14 protein-coding genes are annotated in these 20880 nt (G+C 67.0%); 8 read left to right on the forward strand and 6 right to left on the reverse strand.

Going from position 1 to position 20880, the window contains the following annotated elements; genetic code table 11:
• Positions 1-90 precede the first annotated feature (90 nt).
• Positions 91-1497 (reverse strand): aspartate ammonia-lyase, encoded by a 1407-nt coding sequence (locus CFB45_RS24735; protein WP_089427816.1) that lies wholly within the window; start codon positions 1495-1497, stop codon positions 91-93.
• Positions 1498-1639: 142 nt separating this feature from the next.
• On the opposite strand from CFB45_RS24735, the gene CFB45_RS24740 reads away from it, so the two are divergent.
• Positions 1640-2614 carry a LysR family transcriptional regulator gene (locus CFB45_RS24740; RefSeq protein WP_089429133.1) on the forward strand — a complete coding sequence of 325 codons (975 nt, stop codon included), beginning with the start codon at positions 1640-1642 and terminating at the stop codon, positions 2612-2614.
• Positions 2615-2702: 88 nt separating this feature from the next.
• Here the strand turns inward: CFB45_RS24740 and CFB45_RS24745 are convergent, their stop codons facing one another.
• Positions 2703-3767, reverse strand: a complete 1065-nt coding sequence (locus CFB45_RS24745) for an asparaginase (protein WP_089427817.1) — start codon at positions 3765-3767, stop codon at positions 2703-2705.
• Between the two features lie 322 nt (positions 3768-4089).
• Here CFB45_RS24745 and CFB45_RS24750 point away from each other — a divergent pair, with 322 nt between their 5' ends.
• On the forward strand, positions 4090-6333 hold the full coding sequence (locus tag CFB45_RS24750) for a TonB-dependent receptor (RefSeq protein ID WP_089427818.1): 2244 nt from the start codon (positions 4090-4092) through the stop codon (positions 6331-6333).
• Positions 6334-6378: 45 nt separating this feature from the next.
• Here CFB45_RS24750 and phnY read toward each other — a convergent pair whose 3' ends face one another.
• Complete coding sequence (phnY, locus tag CFB45_RS24755) at positions 6379-7833, reverse strand: phosphonoacetaldehyde dehydrogenase (RefSeq protein WP_089427819.1); 1455 nt, start codon at positions 7831-7833, stop codon at positions 6379-6381.
• Positions 7834-7877: 44 nt separating this feature from the next.
• Positions 7878-8219, reverse strand: a complete 342-nt coding sequence (locus CFB45_RS24760; RefSeq protein WP_089427820.1) for a GNAT family N-acetyltransferase — start codon at positions 8217-8219, stop codon at positions 7878-7880.
• A gap of 271 nt (positions 8220-8490) precedes the next feature.
• On the opposite strand from CFB45_RS24760, the gene pdxR reads away from it, so the two are divergent.
• The 6 genes from pdxR (at position 8491) to CFB45_RS24790 (ending at position 18064) form a co-directional block, all read left to right on the forward strand.
• Entirely contained in the window at positions 8491-10017 is a 1527-nt protein-coding gene (gene pdxR, locus CFB45_RS24765; RefSeq protein WP_089427821.1) for a MocR-like pyridoxine biosynthesis transcription factor PdxR, read from the forward strand.
• A 481-nt stretch (positions 10018-10498) separates the two neighbouring features.
• On the forward strand, positions 10499-13384 hold the full coding sequence (locus CFB45_RS24770; protein ID WP_089427822.1) for a GH92 family glycosyl hydrolase: 2886 nt from the start codon (positions 10499-10501) through the stop codon (positions 13382-13384).
• Positions 13385-13759: 375 nt separating this feature from the next.
• A complete protein-coding gene (locus CFB45_RS24775; RefSeq protein WP_047850193.1) occupies positions 13760-14158 on the forward strand; it encodes a nuclear transport factor 2 family protein in 399 nt (132 codons plus the stop codon).
• A 160-nt stretch (positions 14159-14318) separates the two neighbouring features.
• On the forward strand, positions 14319-16136 hold the full coding sequence (gene xsc, locus CFB45_RS24780; protein WP_089427823.1) for a sulfoacetaldehyde acetyltransferase: 1818 nt from the start codon (positions 14319-14321) through the stop codon (positions 16134-16136).
• A 129-nt stretch (positions 16137-16265) separates the two neighbouring features.
• The gene (gene pta / locus CFB45_RS24785) at positions 16266-17300 is read left to right on the forward strand and encodes a phosphate acetyltransferase (RefSeq protein WP_089427824.1); all 1035 of its coding nucleotides are present in this window, start codon (positions 16266-16268) and stop codon (positions 17298-17300) included.
• A complete protein-coding gene (locus tag CFB45_RS24790) occupies positions 17297-18064 on the forward strand; it encodes a sulfite exporter TauE/SafE family protein (protein ID WP_089427825.1) in 768 nt (255 codons plus the stop codon). Before pta ends, CFB45_RS24790 begins: the two co-directional genes overlap by 4 nt.
• 88 nt (positions 18065-18152) lie before the next feature.
• Here CFB45_RS24790 and CFB45_RS24795 read toward each other — a convergent pair whose 3' ends face one another.
• Positions 18153-19874: a cobaltochelatase CobT-related protein gene (locus CFB45_RS24795; RefSeq protein ID WP_089427826.1), complete on the reverse strand. Its 1722-nt coding sequence runs from the start codon at positions 19872-19874 to the stop codon at positions 18153-18155.
• Positions 19871-20860: an AAA family ATPase gene (locus tag CFB45_RS24800; RefSeq protein ID WP_089427827.1), complete on the reverse strand. Its 990-nt coding sequence runs from the start codon at positions 20858-20860 to the stop codon at positions 19871-19873. The genes CFB45_RS24795 and CFB45_RS24800 overlap by 4 nt, the downstream gene beginning before the upstream one ends.
• Positions 20861-20880 lie beyond the last annotated feature (20 nt).

Genomic DNA, 20880 nt, shown 5'->3' on the forward strand with positions numbered 1-20880 from the left:
CTTGATGTGTCGCGCCCCGCGCGGGGGCGCTCAGGGTGCAGCCGCATGCAGGCCGCCGGCGTCACGCACCGGCGGCCTGCGCAGCCGGCGTCAAAGCACGCGCGGCCGGATCAGTGCTTCGGGTTGCAGCGCTTCCTCGACCTGCGCGGCGGTCATCCACTCGCGCTCCAGCACGACCTCGCGGATCGACTTGCCGGTCGCGTGCGCTTCGGCCGCCACGGCGGTCGCGCGCTTGTAGCCGATGTACGGGTTCAGCGCGGTCGCGAGCGCGACCGAGCGCTCCATCGTTTCGCGCAGCCGTTCGGGGTTCGCGGTGATCCCGCTCACGCACCGCTGCGCGAGCGTCGTGCAGGCGGCCGTCAGGTGGCTGAAGCTGCGGAACAGCGCGCTGGCGATCACCGGCTCGAACGCGTTCAACTGAAGCTGTCCGGCCTCGGCCGCGAAGGTCACGGTCAGGTCGTTGCCGAACACCTCGAAGGCAACCTGGTTGACGACTTCCGGGATCACCGGATTGACCTTGCCGGGCATGATCGACGAGCCGGCCTGCACGGGCGGCAGGTTGATCTCGCCGAACCCCGCGCGCGGGCCGCTCGACAGCAGCCGCAGGTCGTTGCAGATCTTCGACAGCTTCACGGCGATCCGCTTGAGCACGCCCGACACCTGCACGAACGCGCCGCAATCCTGGGTCGCTTCGATCAGGTTCGGCGCGGTGCTCAGGTCGAGCCCGGTAATGCGCCGCAGCGCCGCGAGCGCCTTCTCCGCGTACTGCGGATGCGCGGTGATCCCCGTGCCGATCGCGGTCGCGCCGAGGTTGATCTCGCGAATCAGCCAGCCGGCTTCCTGCAGGCGCGCGATGTCTTCCGTCAGCATCACCGCGTAGGTCGAGAATTCCTGGCCGAGCGTCATCGGCACCGCGTCCTGCAGCTGCGTGCGGCCGAGCTTCAGCAAGCCGGCGAACGCGTCGGCCCGCTCCGCGAACGCATCGCGCAGGCGCGCCATCGCTTCGAGCAGGTGCTCGACCGCGAAGCAGGTCGCCACGCGAATCGCGGTCGGATAGACGTCGTTGGTGCTCTGCGCGAGGTTCACGTGCTCGTTCGGATGCAGGTATTCGTACTGCCCGCGCGCGTGCCCCATGAGTTCGAGCGCGCGGTTGCAGATCACCTCGTTCGCGTTCATGTTGGTCGACGTGCCGGCCCCGCCCTGGATGATGTCGACGACGAACTGGTCGTGCAGGCGCCCTTCGCGGATCTCGACGCACGCGGCGGCGATCGCATCGCGGTACGGCCGCGGCAGCAGCCCGAGCTCGCAGTTCGCGTCGGCCGCGGCCTCCTTCACCGCGGCGAGCGCCATCACGAAGTAAGGCAGCGACGCGATGGTGCGGCCCGAAATGTCGAAATTCTCCTTCGCGCGCAGCGTATGGACGCCGTAGTAGGCCTCATTCGGGATGCTTCGCTTACCTAAAAGATCCGCTTCGACGCGGAAGCCGTTTTCTGTCATCGTGCCCCTCCTGGATGTCTCGTGCCGCTCGTCGTGCGCCGCTTCCCGACGCGACGGGTTCGCATTCTATGCCTTTGCAAAAACAAGCTCACTTCTGTATTATCGAAAGCGGTTTTGCGTGGCACGCAACAATGAGAATCGGATGAAAAAAGGCGCGAGGGAAACCGGCATCGACCACATGGGCGCGATGCGCGCGTTCGTCAGGGTGGTCGAAACGGGGAGTTTTTCGGCGGTCGCCAAGGAGATGCACGTGTCGACGTCCACCGTCGCACGCAAGGTCACGGCCATCGAGGAGGCGCTCGGCGTCGCGCTGCTGCACCGCTCCACGCATAGCGTGACGCTCACCGAAGCCGGCCACATCTACCTGGAACGCGCCGTCACGCTGATCGCCGATCTCGACGACACCTTGCGCGTGGTCGCCGAGCTGAATGCGCAGCCGAGCGGCCCGCTGAAGCTCACCGCGCCGGTGGCGTTCGGCCGCCGCCATCTCGCACCGCTGGTCGCGCCGTTCCTCGCGCGCTACCCGACGATCCAGCTCGACGTGCGGCTCACCGACAACCACAACGACCTCGTGGCCGGCGGCTTCGATCTCGACATTCACGAAGGCGAGAACTACCTGGACAACCTCGTCGTCCACCGCCTGTCGCGCAACGACAGCATCCTGTGCGCGACGCCCGGCTATCTCGACCGCTGCGGGCGCCCGGCCACGCCCGACGACCTCAAGCAACACAACTGCCTGCGCTACGTGCATCCGGAAGGCGATCCGCGCTGGGATCTCGTGAACGGCGACGCGCATCACAGCGTGCTGCCGGCCGGCAACCTCGTCACCGACCATTCGGAGCTGCTGCTCGAAGCGACCTGCGCGGGGCTCGGCATCGCGGAGTTCGAGATCTGGCTGGTGCGCGACCTGCTCGCGAGCGGGCGGCTCGAAGCCGTGCTGCCGCGCTACCGGCTGCAGAACCGGCTGACCGGCGAATACATCTACATCGCGTATCTGGCGAACCGGCGCAGCTCGGCGAAGCTGCGCGTGCTGAAGGACTTTCTCGCGGAACACCTCGCGCATATCGGCGAGTTGTCGGCGCTGGAGCTGACGAAGATTCGCGGCGCGAGCGTGTAGCGCACGCGCCCTGGGTCGGGTTCGCGCCGCTGCGCACGGCCCGCGTCGCGGACCACCGGCAGCAGCGCATCCGCGCCGTTCAGGCCGATCAAGCCGCCTGCAATTCGAACGGGAACGTGGCGTGCCCGATCTCGACACCCTGCGTGTTGAGCATCCGCGGCCGATGGAAGCCGGCCAGCGGCGCGCGCTGCTCGGCCGTGCCGATCTGCAGCCGCTCGAGCAGCTCGCTGACGACCATGTAGAGCACGTCGAGATTGCCGTCCTCGATCTTCACCGAGATGCCGAGCGCGCCATCGGCGCCCAGCGCCCGCGTGCGCTCGGACGCCCGCACGCCGATCCCGTAGCACGCATCGGCGCCGAGCTTTCCGACCACCTGCCCGCCGAACGCGTTCATCAGCACCGTGCAATAGCGCCCTTCGCCGGCAACCAGCTCCGGATACGCGGTCATCGCATGATGAATGCGCGCCAGCGCGCGGACGCGATCGGAGATGGCGTCACCGCCCGCTTCCACCGTATCCGCCCCGTCGGCCAGCGATGCGTAAAGCCGCGCGAGCCGGTCCAGCGAAAACGCCGGTGTCGGCAGGTTGCACCCGTCGATGCCCCACTCGACCTCGTCGTCGCGCAGCCCGCACGCGTCGGCCACCACATGCTTCACGCGCACCTGCATCGGATGCTCGGGGAGATGGTAATCGGCGATCGCGGCGCCGATCGCCTGCGCGCCGGCCAGCATCCCGACGTGCTTGCCCGAGCAGTTGCTGCACACGCCGGTCGGCGTGTAGTCGCGCTTGATCCACGCGCGGTACACCGCGTCCGACAACGGCGGATGGCCGCCGCAACGCAAGTCCGATTCGTGCGCGGCGACCTTGGCGAGCATCGCGCGCGTGCGTTCGATGTGCCGGTCCTCGCTGCTGTGCGATGCGCACATCAGCGCGATGTCCGCATCGTCGAAGCCGAAGCGCTCGGGCGCGCCCGTCTCGAGCACCGACAGCGCCTGCGCCGGCTTGGCCGCCGAGCGCGCGAGCGTCATCCGGAACGGATCGCCGAACCGGGCCAGCAGCCGGCCGCGTGCATCGACCACCGCCACATGGGCGACGTGCGTGTTCTCGATCGCATCGCCTCGGTACGTGACGACTGCTGCGCGTTGGGTGTCCATCTTGTGTTGTCTCCATGCTCGGGGCCAGCTTGCCGGGGCCCGTCCAACCGGTACGGCAGTGTATCGAGTCGTCGCCGCCGCGCACGGCCGGGTGATGGAAAGTGGTGTTGCACGCCACGCAAAGGCAATCCGCCCCCCACGAAAGCCTGACCAAATTAGTACAAAAACCATTCGATCGTTTACAGAATTAGTACCAATCCGTACAATTGCGACCGCAAACGCGAATCATACGCATTTACATTGACGTTTTCCGATGTTCCGTGCGGCCTGCCCGGCATCGAGAAGACGCACCTGCTCACCGAACCTTCTGCTGCCTCTCGATATGCCCGCCCAGTTCAAGACGAGGCCTCGCGCCCTCGTGTCGGCGCTGACCTGCTCCGCGTTCCTGACCCCGCTGCTCGCTTCCGCCGAAACCGCCCCTGCTCCCGCACCCGCCGCCGGCCAGCCGGCCCCGTCCGCCGACGTGCAGGCGACGCTGCCGACGATCCACGTCCAGTCGACCGCGCCGTCGGACATGCAGGTGAAGCGTTCGCCGTCGTACAAGTTCACCGCGCCGCTGCTCGACACGCCGCGCTCGGTCACGGTGATCCCCGAGCAACTGATCAAGGAAAAGAACGTCACGTCGTTCGCGGACGCGCTGCGCTCGGTGCCGGGCATCACGTTCCTCGGCGGCGATGCGGCCGCGAACCCGTCGGCCGATCGCCCGGTGATCCGCGGCTTCGAATCGCGCAACTCGATCTTCGTCGACGGGATGCGCGACTCGGGGTTGCAGAACCGCGAAACGTTCGCGGTCGAGCAGATCAGCGTGATCAAGGGCCCGGATTCGGTCTACGCGGGCCGCGGCTCGGTGGGCGGCAGTATCGACATCGTCACGAAGACGCCGAAGAACGACAACTTCATCAACAGCAGCATCGGCTTCGGCACCGACGGCTACAAGCGCGCGACGGTCGACGCGAACCACAAGATCAACGACACGACGGCCGTGCGCCTGAACGTGATGGGTCACGACGCGAACCAGGCCGGCCGCAACGACGTGTACAACAAGCGCTGGGGCGTCGCGCCGTCGATCGTGTTCGGGCTGAATACGCCGACCACGGTCACGGTCAGCTACTACCACATGAACTCGTACGACATGCCGGACTTCAGCGTGCCGTTCCGCGCGTCGGGCGGCACGCCGGTGCCGACCGATCGCGGGCAGTTCTTCGGGCTGAACACGCGCGACTACCGCTACGGGCAGACCGACACCGCCCAGGTGCGCGTCGAGCACAAGCTCAACGACGACTGGAAGCTGAAGAACACGACGATGTTCGGCCGCTCGACGCTCGATTACGTGGCGACGAACCCGCAGATCTCAACCAAGTACCCCGACCGACTCGGCATGCAGGCAAAGAGCGGCAAGTACGCGACCAACGGTGTCGCCAACCAGACCGAGATTACCGGCCGAGCAAATCTGTTCGGCATGCAGCACACGATGACCGCTGGTGTGGAGTTCAGTCAGGAGCAGAACCGCTACGAGGGGTATCTCGTCTCGGACGCTTCAGGCACGAACCTCCGCTCGGGAGACATCTGCGTCACATCGCCAGCGTTCTGTGCACCAATCTCTGGCGGATGGAATCCAAACATGCCGTGGACCGGCAATATCGTGCTGAATGGAGACAAGGGCTTCCCCGGCGCGACGACGAACACCCGTACGACCACCGCGTCAGCGTACATCTTCGACACGGTGAAACTGACCGAACAATGGTTGTTCAATGCAGGTTTGCGCTTCGACCGCTACGATACGACGGCCAAACAGGCCGGCGTCGCCGACCTGTCAAACACGTCAAATCTGTTCAGTTACCAGTTTGGTCTCGTGTACAAACCCGTCCGCAATGTCAGCCTCTACGCATCCTATGGCACGTCGTCGAACCCACCCGGTTCGAACGGTGGCCTTGGCGGCGGAACTGATCAGCTCACGGCAAACACGCTGAACCTGTCGCCGGAACGCACGCGAAACATCGAAATCGGAGCGAAGTGGGACGTGCTGGATGAGCAACTTTCGTTGACCTCTGCACTCTTTGACACCGAGAAAACCAACGCTCAAGTCCCCGATGGGCTCGGTCGCCAGGTTAATGCCGGCAAACAGCGTGTTCGCGGCGCGGAATTCGGCTTCGCGGGCAACTTGACGCCGAAGTGGCACGTGTTCGGCGGCTACTCGTACCTGAACGCGATCACGACCGACGCCGGCCCCGGCAGCCCGGGCGCATCGGGCCTGCCGATGGTGATGGTGCCGAAGCACAACTTCACGCTGTGGACGAGCTACGATGTGATGCCGAAGCTCACGCTCGGCGCGGGTGCGACGGTGATGAGCCAGACCTATGCGTCGGTATCGGCGACGACGAAGAAATGGACGCCCGGCTACGCACGCTTCGACGCGGCTGCGACGTGGCGCGTGAACAAGACGATGGACGTGCAGCTCAACGTGCAGAACCTGTTCGACAAGAAGTATTACGCGAGCGCGTATCCGATCTACGCGACGTGGGCGCCGGGCCGTTCGGCGATGGTCACGCTCAACTTCTATCAGTAACGCGGTTGGCGGCGGGCGGGCGCGATGCGCCCTTCCCCGCCGCGCTCACCACGGCAGCGAATACGTCTTCACGTTCGTGAAGCTCTTCATCGCTTCCTGCACGCCTTCCTTGTAGCCCAGCCCCGAATCCTTCAGGCCGCCGAACGGCGTCACTTCGAGCCGGTAGCCCGGCACGTCACGCACGTTCACGCTGCCGACTTCCAGCTCGGTGATGAAGCGCGTGATGTGGTCGAAGCGGTTCGTGCAGACCGACGACGACAGCGCATAGTCGGTGCTGTTCGACATCCGGATCGCGTCGTCGATGTCGCGAAAGCGCATGATCGGCGACACGGGGCCGAAGGTTTCGTACTTCACGAGCGGCATGTCGGGCGTCACGCGATCGATCACCGTCGGCGAATACAGCGCGCCGTTGCGCACGTTGCCGACCAGCAGCCGCGCACCGCGTGCGATTGCGTCATTCACCTGCTGCTCGCAGAACTTCGCGGCCGCTTCGTCGATCACCGTGCCCATGTCGACCGACGGATCGGCCGGATTGCCGTACGACCACGCACGCGTTTTCTCGACCACCAGCTCCGTGAAGCGATCGGCCACCGACTCGTGCACGAGCATCCGCTTGATCGCCGTGCAGCGCTGCCCCGAGTTTTTATATGAACCCGACACCGCGAGCGTGCTCGCTTCGTCGAGATCGGCGTCTTCCATCACGATGATCGGATCGTTGCCGCCGAGTTCGAGCACCGCGCGGCGGTAGCCCATCCGCGACGCGATCGATTTGCCGATCGACACACCGCCCGTGAACGTAATGAGGTCGATCGCCGGGTTCGTGATCAGCTCGTCGGCAATCTCCTTCGGGTCGCCGGTGAGCACTTGCAGCATCTGCGGCGGCAACCCGGCTTCATACAGGATGTCCGCGAACAGGTAGCACGACAGCGGCACCTTCTCCGACGGCTTCACGACGATCCGGTTGTTGGTCGCCACCGACGGCACGATCTTGTGCGCGACCTGGTTCATCGGATGATTGAACGGCGTGATCGCGGAAATCACGCCGAGCAGCGGATCGCGCTGCGTGTACACGCGGCGCTTCTTGCCGTGCGGGGTCAGGTCGCACGAGAAGATCTGCCCGTCGTCCTTCAGCACTTCACCCGCGCCGAACGTCAGCACGTCGGCCACGCGGCCGGCTTCGTACGTCGAATCCTTGATGCACAGACCAGACTCGGCCGTGATCAGCGCTGCAATCTCGGCGGTGCGCGAACGCACGATGTCGGCCGCGCGGCGCAGGATCGCCGCTCGATCGTAACGTGTGAGCGTCGGCCGGTAAGCGCGTGCGACCGCGAAGGCACGCCGCACGTCGTCCAGCGTCGCCTTCGGCACGGTGCCGACGAGCTCGCCGTCGTACGGGTTGCGCACGTCGATGACCGCGTCGCGCCACACGCGCTGCCCGTCGATGCGCAGCGCTTCGTGCCGCACGTCGGATGCGGGAATCGGCTTCAGGACCGTGCTCATGTCGTCTCCGTCTTGGTGCAGCGTGATCTTGGTCACGCTGTCGGTTAGCGCACCACCACCAGCCCTTCGTATTCGAGGCAGCGGCACAGCGTCGCCCAGGCCGGCGTATCGGGCCATTCACGCGCGCGGGCATCGATGCGGATCGGCCGCCCGAATTCGCGCGACGCGCACGCCAGCAGCGTGTGCGCGATGCCGCTGCGCCGATACGCGGGTTCGACGTACAGCCGCGTGAGCGACGGCGATCGCACGGCACCGCCACTGTGGTCGTCGATATCGAGTTCGCCGATCGCCTCGTCGTCGCGATACGCGACCGCCGTCGCGCGTGCGTCGTCGAACACGATGCGGATCACGCGCTCGCAGCGATCCCTGAACACGACGACGTGCATGGCGCGCCTCTCCTTGGCAACACGTTGCAGGCGAACGCGATGCGCGCACGCCTCCCTGCGCCCGCGAACCGGGGACTAATCCGGATCGTCCAGCGGCGACGGTTTGAGTATCGTCTTGCCACGTCGGCGCGCAGTAGTGCCAGACGGCACCTTTCATTGAGTCCACATCCGCGGCGCGGCGCGCGTATTCTCGCGACATCGCGCCCCTCGCGGGCCGCACGCACGCCACGCGCACCGCCTCGCGTTTCCCGTACCGATCACAGGAGGAAGCATGCCGAGTCGTACCCCGACCGCCTTATGGGCCCAGCAGTTCCGGCGGTCGTCGGCGTCGAGCCTGCAGGACCAGATCCGGCGGATGCTCGTGGCCGCGATCCTCGACGGCCAGCTCGCGCCCGATGCCGCGCTGCCGTCGAGCCGCGAGCTCGCCGACCAGCTCGGCGTCGCGCGCAACACCGTCGTGCTCGCGTACCAGATGCTCGTCGAAGAGGGCTACCTGATCTCGCGCGAACGCAGCGGGCACTTCGTGAACCCGAAGATGCTCGAGGGCGTGCCCGGCTTCACGGCCGCCAAGCCCGCCGCGCAGCCCGGCGGCGGCGACGACACGCCGGGCCGCCCCGCATGGGACAAGCGCATCGCACATCCGCCGTCGAGACAGCGCAACATCGTGAAGCCCGCGAACTGGCAGCATTACGAATATCCGTTCATCTACGGGCAGTTCGACCAGTCGCTGTTTCCGACCAACGACTGGCGCGAATGCTGCCTGAAGGCGCTGTCGGTGATGGAGATCCGCAACTGGGCGCCCGACCTGATCGAGCGCGACGACGAATCGCTGATCCAGCAGATCCGCACGCGCGTGCTGCCGCGGCGCGGCGTGTTCGCGATGCCCGACGAGATCGTCGTCACGAACGGCTGCCAGCAGGCGCTGTACCTGATCGCGGACCTGCTGTGCGGCAAGCACTCGACGGTCGGCTTCGAGAACCCCGGCTATCCGGACGCGCGCAACATCTTCGAGAACCGCAACGCACGGCTCTTGCCGCTGCCCGTCGACGGCCACGGGATCGCACCCGACGCGCTCGGCGCAACGCTCTCGCGCTGCGACTACGTGTACGTGACGCCGAGCCACCAGTGCCCGACCACCGCGACGATGCCGGTCGAACGCCGCCGCGCGCTGCTCGATTGCGCGCAGCAGCATGACTTCGTGATCATCGAGGACGACTACGAGAGCGAGAACACGTTCTCCGGCACGCCGCATCCGGCGCTGAAGAGCCTCGACACGGCCGACCGCGTGATCTACGTCGGCAGCCTGTCGAAGACATTCGCGCCGGGGCTGCGGCTCGGCTACGTGGTCGGGCCGCGCGAGCTGATCCGCGAACTGCGCGCGCTGCGGCGGCTGATGGTGCGCCACCCGGTTGCGTATATCCAGCGCGCGTTCGCGACCTTTCTCGCGCTCGGTCATCACGACGCATTGCTGCGTCGGCTCGCGCATGCGTACAGCGAGCGCTCGCAGGCACTGATGGCCGCGCTCGATGCGCACTTGCCGGAAGCGCGCTACGTGCCGGTGTCGGGCGGCGCGTCGTGCTGGGTCGAGGGCCCGCCGTGGCTGGATGCGACGCGCCTCGCCGCCGATGCACAGGAAGCCGGCATCCTGATCGAGCCGGGCAGCGTGTTCTTCATGAACGATGAAGGCGACGCGCGGCGCTGCTTCCGGATGGGGTTTTCCGCGATCCCGCTCGAACGGATCGAGCCGGGCGTGCGGGCGCTCGCGCAATGCGTGCGCACGCAACGTCCGGTGGACTGACCGCACGTGAACAGGCATCGTGCGCCGGCGCTGCGCAGTGACCCGGAAGCACGAACGTTGCGTGTGCGGCGGCTGGCGAAACCCGTTTCAACGATCGGCCGTGAGTCATCCTGCAACGTGACTCACGGCCGCATGATTGCCGACCGCGTTGTCAGGTATCGATGAATCGCAGACGTGAACGCAAGATGCATCGATTCGACCGGCAGGCCATATCCGCTGCTTCATCGGACACCGCGTGCATCGCTCACGCTTGCACACCGCTACAGTGCGGCTTCAACACACGATCGCCTGGATTGTTTTCGTTTCGATTCGTTTAGTAAATCCAATAAAAACATTACAACTCTCCAAATCCGATTGACAACGGATTCATCCAAATCCTAGTGTTACGACGCTGAAAGACGGCAACAATCCACGACGAACCGACGGTTCGATCGATTGGACTGCCGATGAAAAAATGCATGGATAACCGGAGGGGGCGATCATGATTCGATTCACGACGCTCGCGGCAATCCTGGCCGCGGCGTGCGCGTTGAGCGGGTGCGGAGGCGGTGACGGCAGCGACGGAACTGCGGCGTCGGCATTGGCGGCACGCCCGTCGGACGCCGTGGCCGATACGACCAATCTCGATGACAACCGCAACCTGTCGTTGACACAGTACGTCGATCCGCTGATCGGCACGCTCGCGAGCAATTCGCCGAACCCGGTACCGGCGGGACAGGCCGGCAGCGTCGAACCGGCCGCCGGCCTGCCGTCGGGCATGGTGCAGTGGGCGCCCGACACCAACACCACGCCGGCGCCGAGCAACAGCCAGGAGCCGAACTCGCCCGCCGGCTACTACTACGACATCCACTCGATCCAGGGCTTCAGCCTGACGCACATGCCGGGCGCCGGCTGCAGCGGCAACAACGGCGAATTTCCGGTCATGCCGACCACCGACCCGACGCAGCTCTCGCCAACCTTCAGTCATGCGAATGAAACGGCCAGACCCGGCTACTATTCCGTGCTGCTCGACTCGCAGATCAAGGTGGAGCTGACCGCCACCCTGCGCACCGGCTTCGGCCAGTTCGCGTACCCGGCCGGCAAACCCGCGCTGCTGGTACTCGACGTGACCCGCACCAACACCAAGACCTCGACCACCGGCGCCATCACGCAGGTTTCCGACAGCGCCATCTCCGGCAGCACGATCGGCGGCGGCTTCTGCGGCAACTCGGTGCCGGTACCCGTCTACTTCTACGCCGCCTTCGACCAAGCTTTTACGTCGGCGTCGATTACGCACGGCGTGGCCCAACTGGGTTTCCGCCCGGGCCAGACGGTCAGGATGAAGATCGGCCTCTCCTACGTCAGCGTCGCCAACGCGAAAGCCAACCTCGACGCGGAAAATCGCGGCTGGGACTTCGCAGGTGTCCGCACGCAGGCCGACCGTATCTGGAATGACCGCCTCAACAGCATCCGCGTAGCGGGCGGCACGCTCGACGCGAAGAAGAAGTTCTACACGGCGCTGTATCACGCGCTGTGGGCACCCAGCATCTTCAGTGACGTGAACGGCCAGTACATCGGCTTCGACAACACCGTGCATCAGGTCGCCAAGGGCCAGCAGGCCCAGTATTCGTCGTTCTCGGGCTGGGACATCTACCGCTCGCTGATCCAGCTGAAGTCGATCCTCAATCCGTCCGAGACCAGCGACATGATCCAGTCGCTGATCAACGACGCGGATCAATGCGGCGCGATTCCACACTGGGTCAACGACAACGTCGAGGACGGCGTGATGCCGGGCGACGCCGGTTCGCTGATCGTCTCGAACGCCTATGCGTTCGGCGCGCGGCGCTTCGATACGCGGTCCGCGCTGCAGCACATGGTGAAGATGGCGAACATCCCCGGCACGGCCTGCAACAACGTGACCACCAACGGCGGCCGCGCGAGCTACCTGCAGACCGGCTACATCACCAACGGCGAGTGGGGGCAGGCTTCGTCCACGCTCGAATACACGAGCAGCGATTTCGCGATCTCGCGCTTCGCCGGGGCGCTCGGCGATACCGCCACGCAGCGCATGCTGCTGAGCCGCTCGGCCTACTGGCAGAACCTGCTCGACACCACGCTGACGCCGCCGCTGATCGCGGCGCGCCAGTCGAACGGCGCGTGGATTCCCGAGACGCCGAGCAGCGGCGACAACTACGTGGAAGGCAATGCCGAGCAGTACACGTGGATGGTGCCGTACAACGGCGCCGGCCTGTTCGCGCAGCTGGGCGGCAATGCGGCGGTGACGTCGCGGCTCGACCAGTTCTTCACGGTGCTCAATGCGGGCCTGAGCCTGCCCAACTTCTACATGGGCAACGAGCCGACCTTCGAGGTGCCCTGGCTCTACAACTGGGCCGGGCAGCCGTCGGGCACGCAGCGCGTGGTGCAGCAGATCCTCGCCAGCGCGTTCGGCACCGGCCCCGACGGCTTGCCGGGCAACGACGACCTCGGCGCCGTGTCGGGCTGGTATGTGTGGGGCGCGCTGGGCCTGTATCCGCAGATCCCCGGCGTGGCGGGCCTGGCGATCGGCAGTCCGCAGTTCCCGCAGATCGACGTCCGGCTCGGCAACGGTCGCACGTGGCGGATTCGTGCCGAAGGTGCACCCGCGTCCAGCTATGTGCAGTCGCTGTCGATCAACGGTCGCGCGCACGATGTGCCGTGGGTCGCCTACGACGACATCGCGAACGGCGCGACGCTGCACTTCGCGATGGGCAGCACGCCGTCGCAATGGGGCAGCCGGAAGCAGCCGCCGTCGTTCGGCGTGCCGGTGGCGGTCAACGCGATCGACAGCTACAACAATCGCGGCTTCAGCGCGGACGGCGCGACCAATGCCGACGGCCAGGGCGCGGACTTCGACGGCAGCCTGTTCAGCTACTCGCTGAATGCGCTGGCAGCGGCGGGCGTGCAGCCCGGCAAGCCGTTCGCGGTGGCCGGCGCGAGCGTCGCGGTGGCGGGTGGGCCGCTCTCGCTCGACAACACCGTGACCGTCGGCCAGACCGTGATGCTGCCGCCGGGATCGGCCGGCACCGGCGTGGTGGTGCTCGGCTCGGCCAACAATGGCCCGAGCAGCGGCACGGCTCAGCTGAATTTTGCGGATGGATCGAGTCAGGCTGTGACGCTGGCTTTCGACGACTGGACGCTGAATGGCGGCAGCGCGCATGCCAGCGCGGCGATCGCCGTCACGATGGCGTACCGCAATTCGGGCAGCGGCCAGCAGGACAACGTCAAGACCTATATCTTCGCGCAGAAGATTCCGGTGCCGCCCGGCAAGGTGGTGACGAGCATCGTGCTGCCGCGGCAGGTGAGCGCCGGCAAGATGCATGTGTTCGGGATCGGGATGGCGGCGTCTTGATGTCCGCATGACCGGCGGGGATGCATCGGGCACTCCGATGTATCCCCTCGTCGGCCGGCGCTGCTGCCGTGCGGTTTCCGCCCGCCGTGACTCATCGTGCAACAGCGACGGAGTCGCGACACTCCCCTGCGGCTGATCTTTTTGCCCATTGATCCGCACCGGTGATTTCTGTCGATGCGCGTCAACGAACCCGCCGTCGGGCAGCCACCGGGCGCCGGTAGCCGGGCGCACCGGCCCGGCTTCTCCCGCTGGCCCAAGCGAATCCCCCCCACTGGCGCTACCGCCAATAACAAGCGCTCACTAACGTGTCGATACCGCGTGCCGCATGCGCGCCAGCGCCTTGCGCACCGCCCACCATTCGACAGGAGACACGTTATGGCAGATACGCTCACCGGCCCCGTCACGGCCGCCACGCTCGCGGCATTTTCCGACGCCTTCAACCGGCATGACGCCAATGCGTTGATGGGCTTCATGACCGAGGACTGCGTGTTCGACGCGGCCGGCGGCCCCGACATCCACGGCACGCGCTTCGTCGGCCGTGACGCGGTACGCGCCGCGTTCGAAGCCGTGTTCAAGACCTTCCCCGACGCGCACTGGGGCCACGGCCGCCACACCGTCGCCGGCGAGCGCGGCGTCTCCGAATGGGTGTTCACGGGCACGCACGCCGAAGGCTGGCGCATCGAAGCCGAAGGCTGCGACCTGTTCGAATTCCGCGACGGACTGATCGCCGTCAAGCGTGCCTTCCGCAAGGAACGGCCGAAGCAGCCGGCCTGAGCGCACCGCCCGGGCCACCGTGCCCGGCACGCATTTTGAAACGAATCGATTCATTTCATTCCACATTTCCCGGCAGCGGGCGGAATGACTTGACCGGCCTTCCCCAGCAAATAGCATCTGGAACAAGACGTTCCGTTAATTGAAAAATCGGAGACAACCCATGAGCGAACAATCCACTTCCCTGCGTGCATCGGCTAACGGTCCGCAGGACATGACGCCGTCCGAAGCCTTCGTCGAGACCCTCGCGGCCAACGGCGTGACCGACATGTTCGGCATCATGGGCTCCGCGTTCATGGATGCGATGGACATCTTCGCGCCGGCCGGCATCCGCCTGATTCCTGTCGTGCACGAACAGGGCGCGGGCCACATGGCCGACGGCTATGCGCGCGTATCGGGCCGCCACGGCGTCGTGATCGGCCAGAACGGCCCCGGCATCAGCAACTGCGTGACGGCGATCGCGGCCGCGTACTGGGCGCATAGCCCCGTCGTGATCGTCACGCCGGAAGCCGGCACGATGGGCATCGGCCTCGGCGGTTTCCAGGAAGCGAACCAGCTGCCGATGTTCCAGGAATTCACGAAATACCAGGGCCACGTCACGCACCCGGCGCGGATGGCCGAATTCACCGCGCGCTGCTTCGACCGCGCGCAGGCCGAGATGGGCCCGACCCAGCTGAACATCCCGCGCGACTATTTCTACGGCAAGGTCAAGGTCGAGATTCCGCAACCGCGCCGGCTCGATCGCGGCGCCGGCGGCGAACAGAGCCTCGACGACGCAGCCGCACTGATCGCGCAGGCAAAGTTCCCGGTGATCATCTCGGGCGGCGGCGTCGTGATGGCCGACGCGATCGAGGAATGCAAGGCGCTCGCCGAACGGCTCGGTGCGCCGGTCGTCAACAGCTACCTGCACAACGACTCGTTCCCGGCGAACCATCCGCTGTGGTGCGGCCCGCTCGGCTACCAGGGCTCGAAAGCGGCGATGAAGCTGCTGTCGCGCGCGGACGTCGTGATCGCGCTCGGCTCGCGCCTCGGGCCGTTCGGCACGCTGCCGCAGCACGGGATGGACTACTGGCCGAAGGACGCGAAGATCATCCAGATCGACGCCGATCACAAGATGCTCGGCCTCGTGAAGAAGATCTCGGTCGGCATCTGCGGCGACGCGAAGGCCGCGGCGGTCGCGCTCACGCAACGCCTCGAAGGTCGCACGCTCGCGTGCGACGGCTCGCGCGGCGAGCGCGCCGACCAGATCGCGACCGAGAAGGCCGCATGGGAAAAGGAACTCGACGACTGGACGCACGAGCGCGACGCGTACAGCCTCGACATGATCGAGGAGCAGAAGCACGAGAAGCCGTTCAGCGGCGGCCAGTACCTGCATCCGCGCCAGGTGCTGCGCGAGCTCGAGAAGGCGATGCCCGAGGACGTGATGGTGTCGACCGACATCGGCAACATCAACTCGGTCGCGAACAGCTACCTGCGCTTCAACAAGCCGCGCAGCTTCTTCGCGGCGATGAGCTGGGGCAACTGCGGCTATGCGTTCCCGACGATCATCGGCGCGAAGGTCGCCGCGCCGCACCGCCCGGCCGTGTCGTATGCGGGAGACGGCGCGTGGGGCATGAGCCTGATGGAAACGATGACCTGCGTGCGCCACAACATCCCGGTCACGGCCGTCGTGTTCCACAACCGTCAATGGGGCGCGGAGAAGAAGAACCAGGTCGACTTCTACAACCGCCGCTTCGTCGCCGGTGAACTCGACAACCAGAGCTTCGCGGCAATCGCGCGGGCGATGGGTGCGGAAGGGATCACGGTCGACCGCCTCGAGGATGTCGGCCCGGCGCTCAAGCGCGCGATCGACATGCAGATGAACGAAGGCAAGACGACGATCATCGAGATCATGTGCACGCGCGAACTCGGCGACCCGTTCCGTCGCGATGCGCTGTCGAAGCCGGTGCGCATGCTCGACAAGTACAAGGACTACGTGTAACGCCGCGTCGCCGACGCACCCCGTTGCCGGCCGCGCGCCCCTCTCGCGCGGCCGGCCCTCCGGCCGGACGCCGTGCCCCGTGCGGGCCGCCGCATCCGGCCGTTTTTTCTTTTCTTACCCGAGCGAACGATGAAAGCCCTCGACCGCATTCTCGACGCCGCGCGCCGCCAGCCGATGCGCATCGCACTGTGCGAAGCCGACGATCCGCGCGTGCTGCAGGCCGCCGCGCGCGCGACGCGCGACGGCATCGCCCGCATCGTGCTGGTCGGCAACCGTGCGGCCATTCACGCGGCGGCCGCGCGCGACGCGATCGATCTCGACGGCATGACGCTCGTCGATCCGGCCACCGCCACGCAACGCGACGCCTATGCCGACACGCTGCACGCGCTGCGCAAGAGCAAGGGCATGACGGCCGATGCCGCGCGCGACGCGGTGCTCGACCCGCTCTGCCACGCGAACCTGATGGTGCGGCTCGGCGATGCGGACGGCTCGGTCGCGGGCGCCGTGCATGCGACGGCCGACGTCGTGCGCGCGGCAATCCAGCTGATCGGCGTCGATCCGGCGTTCCGGATCGTGTCGAGCTTCTTCCTGATGATGCTGTGCGAGCCGTTTCACACGATCAAGGGCGGGCTGATCTTCTCCGACTGCGCGCTGGTCGTCGATCCGGACGCCGATCAGCTCGCCGAGATCGCGATGGCTGCCGCCGACAGCGCGCACGCGCTGCTCGGCGAGGCGCCGCGCGTGGCGATGCTGTCGTTCTCGACGAGCGGCAGCGCGCATCACGCGGCGGTCGACAAGGTGACGGCCGCGACCGCGCACGTGCGCGAACTCCGCCCCACCCTCGCGATCGACGGCGACGTGCAGCTCGACGCGGCGATCGTCGCGGAAATCGCCGAGCGCAAGATCGCGCATTCACAGGTGGGCGGCCACGCGAACGTGCTCGTGTTCCCGAGCCTCGAAGCCGGCAACATCGGCTACAAGCTCGCCGAACGGATCGGCCGCGCGAAGGCCGTCGGCCCGCTGCTGCAAGGGCTGCGCCGCCCCGCGAACGACCTGTCGCGCGGCTGCAGCGCCGACGACGTGTATCACGTGATCGCGGCGACCACCGTGCAGGCGCAGGCGGCCGCGCAGCGCGCCGCAACCGGCGAGGCCGCACACGCATGACAGCCGACAAACTGGCGATCCTGATCGCGGTGATCGGCGCCGGCAGCTATTTCCAGACCGTCACCGGGTTCGGGCTCGGGATGATCGTGATGGGCGCGACGAGCGGCTTCGGGCTCGCGCCGCTTGCCACCGTCGCCACGCTGATGAGCGTCGTGTCGCTCGCGAACGGCGCGACCGCACTGCCCGGCCGGCTGCATCACATCGACTGGCGCGCGGTCGGCGCGGCGACGCTCGGCATCCTGCCGTCGGTCGTCGCGGGCGTGCTGCTGCTCGAATGCCTGAGCCGATCGGCGGCTGACCTGCTGCAACTGATCCTCGGCGCGGTCGTGCTGTACGGCGGCCTGAGCGCGGCGCTGCGCCCGACGCCGCTCACCGAGCGCTCGGACAACCGCAGCTTCTTCGTCAGCGGCCTGTTCGGCGGCTTGCTGAGCGGGATGTTCGGCGTGTCGGGGCCGCCGCTGATCTTCCAGTTCTACCGGCAGCCGCTGACGCTCGTGCAGATCCGCTGCGCGCTGATCGTGCTGTTCACGACGACCTCGGCCACGCGCGTGCTGTACAGCGCATGCGAAGGCCAGCTCGATCGCGACATCTGGCTGCTGGCCGCGATCGCGACGCCGGTCGTGATGCTGACGACGGTGGCCGCCCGCCAGTACCCGCCGCCGCTGTCGCCGGTCGCGCTGCGCCGGCTTGCGTTCGGCGTGCTGATGGCGATCGGTATCGGGCTGATCGCGACGTCGCTGCCGCCGCTGCTGCATCGCGCTTGATGTCGCGCGGCACGCGCCGCGTCGAACCGCCTTGTTCCCGGCGATCGATTCGGACTCGACGCATCCGCGTCGAATGCGGTCACCCGCGTCACCGCCGCGCGCCGATCCATCCGGCGATTTCAACGAGCCGCTTCATGTCGGGCGCCGACGCAAGATCGATCGCCAGCCGGTGCCGGTAATACGGGCCGAGATCGAGCCCGACACCCAACCCGAGCACTTCGACGCGGCCCGCCGACTCCTGGCGCGCAACCACCTGCTTCAGGTGGTTATCGAGGTAGAACGGATCGTTCGCGAGCGCCGTCGCGCCGTCCATCGGGCTGCCGTCGGAGATCACAACAAGGATCTTGCGCGCCTCCGGCCGCGCCGCGAGCCGCGCGCACGCCCATTCGACCGCTTCGCCGTCCACACCTTCGCGGAACAGATCAGCCTTGAACAGCGCGGCAATGCCCGTGCGCGCATGCCGCCAGCGGGTATCCGCGTCCTTGAACACCAGGTGGCCGGTTTCGTTGAGCCGGCCCGGATGGCGCGGCTTGCCGCGCGCGAGCCAGTCCTGCCGCGCACGGCCGCCGTTCCAGGCGAGCGTCGTGAAGCCGAGCACTTCGGTTGCGAGACCGGCGGCGTCGCCCGCGCGGGCCAGCGTGTCGACCATCAGCGCGACGCCGTCGATCCACGTCTTCATCGACCCCGAGCAGTCGATCAGGAACGCGAGCGCGCAGTCGGCATGCGGCCGCACGCGTTCGAGCCGGAACAACCGCCGTTCGGCCGGCGAGCTGACGAGTTGCGCGAGCCGGCGGCCGTCGAGGCGGCCATGCTCCTCGCCGAACGACCAGCCGTCGGCTTGCGGCACGACGAGCGCCGCGCGCAGCACACGCGCGAGCCGCGTGACGTTGATCCGCTGCGCGGCGACCTGGGCGTCGAGCCGGTCGCGATACTCGCGCAGCAGTGCCGCGCGGATCTGCGCGGCCGGTCGAAGCTCGCGATCGTAGCGCGTCGTGTATGCACGGTAGACGGCGTCGCCGCCTTGCAGCACGACGCTGTCGCCCGTCTCCACGAGTGCCGGCATATCGATGCCCGTCTCGTCGAAATCGACCCAGAGCGAGAAATTCGTCAGTGCATCGTCCTGCTCGCGTGCGTCTTCCGTCTCCGTTTCCACGACGGCTGCACGCGCATCGCGGATCATCGCCGCAATGCACTTCGCGAGCGCGAGTGCATGTTCCGCAAAGGCGCGCTGATCGTGCCGGCACCGCTTGAGCCCGGCAAGCTGCACGCCGATCTCGGGCACGATCGCCGCGCGCGATGCTTCGATCAGGTCTTCCGTCTCTTCGAGCACGGGCCAGCCCGTCAGCCGCGACCATGCGATCTGCGCGACCGTGTACACGAGAATCCCGACATGCGTATCGGCCTGCCCCGACCGGTGAAACGCGCGTGACCAGGTCTCGAAGCGATGACGCAGGTTCTGCACGACACCGCGCATGGCAGGCGGCGCGAGCGACTCGCAGCGCAGTTGCTCGAGCATCTCGAACAGCACGCGTTCGACCGGATCGTCTCCGGACAGCGCGCGATGCAGGTCCGCATCGGAATGCAGGATACGCAGCGCGGCACCGTCGGCCGCGCCGCGCCATGACGCGAGATCGTCGTCGGCGGCCTGCGCGCGCAGGTGCGGCGCATGGATCGGCAACGGCCGCGAGTCGCGGCACACGCGGCCCGCCCGGTAATGCAGCGCCGCGTCACGCGTCAGCGCGCGTACCGTCGACGCACCCAGCGCTTCGCGCGCCGACGCGCGGCGCGCGGCGTCGCGATCGGCGCTCACCGCCCCGCCCCCGGCTCGCCGCCGCCGGCCCGCGACGCAACCGCCAGCTCCTCGCCGAAACAGCGCTGGTAATACTCGGCGACGACCGGCCGCTCCGCGTCGTCGCACTTGTTCAGGAACGTGAGCCGGAACGCGAGCGCCGGATCGCGGAAGATCTGGCAGTTCTCGGCCCAGTTGATCACCGTGCGCGGCGACATCAGCGTCGACAGGTCGCCGGTCGCGAAGCCGTTGCGCGTCAGCTCCGCGAGGCTCACCATCGATTCGAGCAGCGGGCGGCCGGCTTCGTCCGCGAGTTCCGGCACGCGCGCCCGCACGATGCCGATCTCCTCGTCGCGCGGCAGGTAGTCGAGCGTCGCGACCACGTTCCAGCGGTCCATCTGCGCGTGGTTGAGCATCTGCGTGCCGTGGTAAAGCCCGTTCAGGTTGCCGAGCCCGACCGTGTTCGCGGTCGCGAACAGCCGGAACGACGGATGCGGGTGAATCACGCGGTTCTGGTCGAGCAGCGTGAACTTGCCGTCGCGCTCCAGAATCCGCTGGATCACGAACATCACGTCGGGCCGCCCCGCGTCGTATTCGTCGAAAATCAGCGCGACCGGGCGCTGCAATGCCCACGGCACGATTCCTTCCTGGAATTCGGTCACCTGCACGTCGTCGCGCACGACGATCGCATCCTTGCCGACGAGGTCGAGCCGGCTGATGTGGCCGTCGAGGTTCACGCGCACGCACGGCCAGTTCAGCCGTGCCGCGACCTGTTCGATATGCGTCGACTTGCCGGTGCCGTGCATCCCCTGCACGAGCACGCGGCGGTTGCGTGCGAAGCCCGCGAGGATCGCGAGCGTGACGTCCGGGTTGAAACGGTATGCATCGTCGATATCGGGTACGTGATCGTCGCGCGTGCTGAACGCGGGCACCATCAGGTCCGAATCGAACCCGAACCGTTCGCGGACCGACACCATGCAGTCCGGCTTGTTCGCCACCCCATCCATTGCGTTGCGCTCCTGTCGTT

Origin of the sequence: Burkholderia sp. HI2500 (genome assembly GCF_002223055.1) — a bacterium.
GTDB lineage: Bacteria > Pseudomonadota > Gammaproteobacteria > Burkholderiales > Burkholderiaceae > Burkholderia.

Bases quoted from the DNA above. Each gene is read 5' to 3' on its own strand.
- CFB45_RS24740 (WP_089429133.1), top strand. From the start codon at position 1,640: ATGAAAAAAGGCGCGAGGGAAACCGGCATCGACCACATGGGCGCGATG.
- CFB45_RS24770 (WP_089427822.1), top strand. From the start codon at position 10,499: ATGATTCGATTCACGACGCTCGCGGCAATCCTGGCCGCGGCGTGCGCG.
- CFB45_RS24745 (WP_089427817.1), bottom strand. From the start codon at position 3,767: ATGGACACCCAACGCGCAGCAGTCGTCACGTACCGAGGCGATGCGATC.
- phnY (WP_089427819.1), bottom strand. From the start codon at position 7,833: ATGAGCACGGTCCTGAAGCCGATTCCCGCATCCGACGTGCGGCACGAA.
- CFB45_RS24775 (WP_047850193.1), top strand. From the start codon at position 13,760: ATGGCAGATACGCTCACCGGCCCCGTCACGGCCGCCACGCTCGCGGCA.
- CFB45_RS24735 (WP_089427816.1), bottom strand. From the start codon at position 1,497: ATGACAGAAAACGGCTTCCGCGTCGAAGCGGATCTTTTAGGTAAGCGA.
- CFB45_RS24790 (WP_089427825.1), top strand. From the start codon at position 17,297: ATGACAGCCGACAAACTGGCGATCCTGATCGCGGTGATCGGCGCCGGC.
- CFB45_RS24800 (WP_089427827.1), bottom strand. From the start codon at position 20,860: ATGGATGGGGTGGCGAACAAGCCGGACTGCATGGTGTCGGTCCGCGAA.
- pdxR (WP_089427821.1), top strand. From the start codon at position 8,491: ATGCCGAGTCGTACCCCGACCGCCTTATGGGCCCAGCAGTTCCGGCGG.
- pta (WP_089427824.1), top strand. From the start codon at position 16,266: ATGAAAGCCCTCGACCGCATTCTCGACGCCGCGCGCCGCCAGCCGATG.
- CFB45_RS24760 (WP_089427820.1), bottom strand. From the start codon at position 8,219: ATGCACGTCGTCGTGTTCAGGGATCGCTGCGAGCGCGTGATCCGCATC.
- CFB45_RS24750 (WP_089427818.1), top strand. From the start codon at position 4,090: ATGCCCGCCCAGTTCAAGACGAGGCCTCGCGCCCTCGTGTCGGCGCTG.
- xsc (WP_089427823.1), top strand. From the start codon at position 14,319: ATGAGCGAACAATCCACTTCCCTGCGTGCATCGGCTAACGGTCCGCAG.